General features: G+C 63.5%; 3 protein-coding genes and 1 pseudogene. 3 read left to right on the top strand and 1 reads right to left on the bottom strand.

Annotation, left to right across the window (positions count from 1 at the left end; genetic code table 11):
• The 3 genes from EN964_RS30365 to EN964_RS30355 all read left to right on the top strand — a co-directional run.
• The coding region (locus tag EN964_RS30365; RefSeq protein ID WP_127277123.1) for an ATP-binding cassette domain-containing protein at positions 1-1,347 on the top strand (1,347 nt) is incomplete at its 5' end.
• A 58-nt stretch (positions 1,348-1,405) separates the two neighbouring features.
• Positions 1,406-1,648 carry a type II toxin-antitoxin system CcdA family antitoxin gene (locus EN964_RS30360; RefSeq protein WP_127270148.1) on the top strand — a complete coding sequence of 81 codons (243 nt, stop codon included), beginning with the start codon at positions 1,406-1,408 and terminating at the stop codon, positions 1,646-1,648.
• Positions 1,648-1,947 (top strand): CcdB family protein, encoded by a 300-nt coding sequence (locus EN964_RS30355; protein WP_127270146.1) that lies wholly within the window; start codon positions 1,648-1,650, stop codon positions 1,945-1,947. Before EN964_RS30360 ends, EN964_RS30355 begins: the two co-directional genes overlap by 1 nt.
• A gap of 11 nt (positions 1,948-1,958) precedes the next feature.
• Here EN964_RS30355 and EN964_RS38875 read toward each other — a convergent pair.
• Positions 1,959-3,027 (bottom strand): annotated as a pseudogene (locus tag EN964_RS38875) (hypothetical protein); the annotation flags it as partial.

The raw sequence follows: 3,027 nt of genomic DNA, 5'->3' as shown, positions 1-3,027 counted from the left end.
GAAGAAGAACTCATCCGCACCTCCTCGGCACTGATCGTCATCTCGCACGACCTCCGCTTTCTCGAACGTGTGTCGCGCGCCACCATCTGGCTCGATCGCGGCCAGACCCGCAGGCTGGACAAGGGCTTTGGCCATTTCGAGGAATGGCGCGACCTAGTCCTGGAGGAAGAAGAGCGCGAGCAGCATAAACTCGGCCGCCAGATCGTTCGCGAAGAGCATTGGCTGCGCTACGGCGTGACGGCGCGGCGCAAGCGAAACATGCGCCGGCTCGGCGAGTTGCAGACCATGCGCCAGCGTTTTCGCGGCCATCGCGGTGCCGAAGGGTCGGCGACCATGGTGGCGAGCGACGCCGCCGAGTCCGGCAAGCTGGTGATCGAGGCGAAGAACATCGAGAAGAGCTTTGGCGATCTAACCGTGGTCAAGGGGTTTTCGACCCGCATCCAGCGCGGCGATCGCGTCGGCCTGGTCGGGCCGAACGGCGCCGGCAAGACGACGCTCTTGAAGATGCTGACCGGCGAGATGAAGCCGGACGCCGGTTCGGTGCGGCTCGGCACCAATCTGGAGATCGCCACGCTCGACCAGAAGCGCGAGGCGGTCGACCCGCAGGAGACGCTGGCGCAATATCTCACCGACGGGCGCGGCGAGAACCTCGTCATCAATGGCGAGCAGCGCCACGTCGTCTCCTACATGAAGGATTTCCTGTTCAAGCCGGAGCAGGCACGCACCCCGGTGCGCGAATTGTCCGGCGGCGAGCGGGCACGGCTCTTGCTGGCGCGCGTGCTGGCGCGGCCGGCAAACCTTCTGGTGCTCGACGAGCCGACCAACGATCTCGATATGGAGACGCTGGAACTGCTGCAGGAACTGGTCGCTGGCTTTGCCGGCACCGTCATCCTGGTCAGCCACGACCGCGATTTCCTCGACCGCACCGTGACCAGCCTGATCGCACCGGATGGTGACGGCCACTGGATCGAATATGCCGGCGGCTACTCCGACATGCTGGCGCAGCGCGGCGGCACCAGGCTGGACGACCGCAAGGCGCGCGCGAAGGCCGAAAACGGCGAAGCGCCAGTGACGGCCAAGAGTGAAGCGGCCGCGCCAAAGGGGCCAGCGAAGAAACTGTCGTTCAAGCAGAAATTCGCGCTGGAATCGCTGCCCAAGAAAATCGAGGCTGTGACGGCTTCGATCTCAAGGCTGGAGAACAACATCGCCGATCCGGCCTATTACGAGCGCGACCCGGCCTCGTTCCAAAAGACGATCGCCGCCCTCGACAAGGAGCGCGCTACGCTGGCGGCGCTCGAGGAAGAATGGCTGGAGCTGGAGATGTTGCGCGAGGAAATGGAAGGGTGAAGGATTGCGTGGGGGCTTTTATGCGCCTAGATTATGCGCATAAAAGGAGGCCATCTTTATGCTTCAATCGACGTCAAAACCTCAGCGACAATCTGTGAATACGTCCATCGACTCTCGGTTGATCAGCGATGCGAAAGCTTTGGGCATCAATATCTCACGCGCCGCCGAAGAGGGCATTGCAAAAGCAATCTCGGCAGAAAAAACGCGCCGATGGCAGGAAGAAAATAAGGAAGCCATCGACAGCTCCAATGAGTATGTCAGACGCAACGGACTGCCACTGGCCAAACACCGGCCGTTCTGATGGCGCGTTATGATTTCTATAGGAATGCCGCGGGCGGCGGTTATCTTCTCGACGTGCAATCAGACCTTCTTGAAGGACTAAGCACCAGGATCATCATTCCGCTGATGCCGCCCAAGATAGCCCCGGTTCCTGGTCGCCGATTAAACCCGACCTTCACCATAAACGGCAAAGATCATGTGATGGTCACCCAGTTTATGTCAGCCTTCTCTGCCTCGGAATTGCCGGATCCAGAGGGAAGCCTTTCCAGGCACCACGACGACATCGTCGCCGCGCTCGACATGCTGTTCCAAGGCTTCTGAACTGCTCCTTCTCAGCCAGCCGTCTTGGCCTGCCAGGCCTTGATCGCCTCGTCGAACACCTTCTCGCCGGGAATGCCCTTTTCCATGGTCAGCAGTGCCCGCCGTCCGGTCTTGTAGACGACCGGTACGTCGATCCAGTCCTGGCCGCGAAGCAGGGTCATGTTGGCGTCTTCGTCGGCCTTGGTATCGTTGAGCGCGACGAGGAAGAAGCCGTCGGCGATCTTCGCCGGAATGCCGATCAACGGGCTGCCGGCATCCTGTTCCGAACCCTTCATGGCGACGCGCAGGATGTTGTCGACACCGCCGCCCTCGAAACCGTCGGGCGTCAGGAAGATCATCTCGATGATATGGCTGGCCGGCAGTGTCTGATCGGTGTTGCGGCGGATGGTCATGCGCAACTGGATGTCCTTGCCGGGAATGGTGGCCTCGGCACGGATCGCCGGCTCCGGCGGCAGGTCGCCACCGGGCGATTCCTGCACCAGCGACCAGACGATATTGCCGGGCTCGGCGGAGCCCTGGGCGGTGCTGGTGCGCTCCTCGTAGAAGATCGCCTTCTGGCCGACAGGCAGAGCGGTTTCCGCAGGCGCAGCTGCCGGTGCGGGCGGCGTGCCGGCAGCATCGGGCGGCGCTGCCGGGGCAGCTCCGTTGGCAGGCGGCGTTGCGGGGGCGGCACCTGTAGCGGGGGGCGCTGCCGCGGCAGGTGTGCCTGCGGCCGGAGCGGAAATCGCCGGTGCGTTCGTCGCCGAGGGCGGCGTGGTCAGCGCGGCGACCGATTCGCCTTCGCCGATGCCGCTTTGGCCACCGGCCGGACCCGGGTCGACTTCACTGCCCTGCGGCGTCAGCCGCTGCGTGAATTTCGTGCTTTCGGCCTCCGTGCCGCCAGCCGCGGGCGCCGGAGGCGTTGCCGCGGCATCGGTTGCCGGCTTGGCAGGCGCTGGTTTCACCGGCTCGGTCTTGGCGACCTGATTGCCGCCAAGCCCAAGCATTTTGCCGAAGGCATCCTTGTTCAGCCAGATTCCGTAGCCGCCGCCGGCTACGACCAGAAGAGCGACGACGGCCGCGATCAGCCCACCATAGCTG

It is taken from the genome of Mesorhizobium sp. M7A.F.Ca.CA.001.10.2.1 (genome assembly GCF_003998575.1).
Taxonomy (GTDB): domain Bacteria; phylum Pseudomonadota; class Alphaproteobacteria; order Rhizobiales; family Rhizobiaceae; genus Mesorhizobium.
This window is presented reverse-complemented; position numbering and strand designations above follow the sequence as displayed.

Bases quoted from the DNA above. Each gene is read 5' to 3' on its own strand.
- EN964_RS30360 (WP_127270148.1), top strand. From the start codon at position 1,406: ATGCTTCAATCGACGTCAAAACCTCAGCGACAATCTGTGAATACGTCC.
- EN964_RS30355 (WP_127270146.1), top strand. From the start codon at position 1,648: ATGGCGCGTTATGATTTCTATAGGAATGCCGCGGGCGGCGGTTATCTT.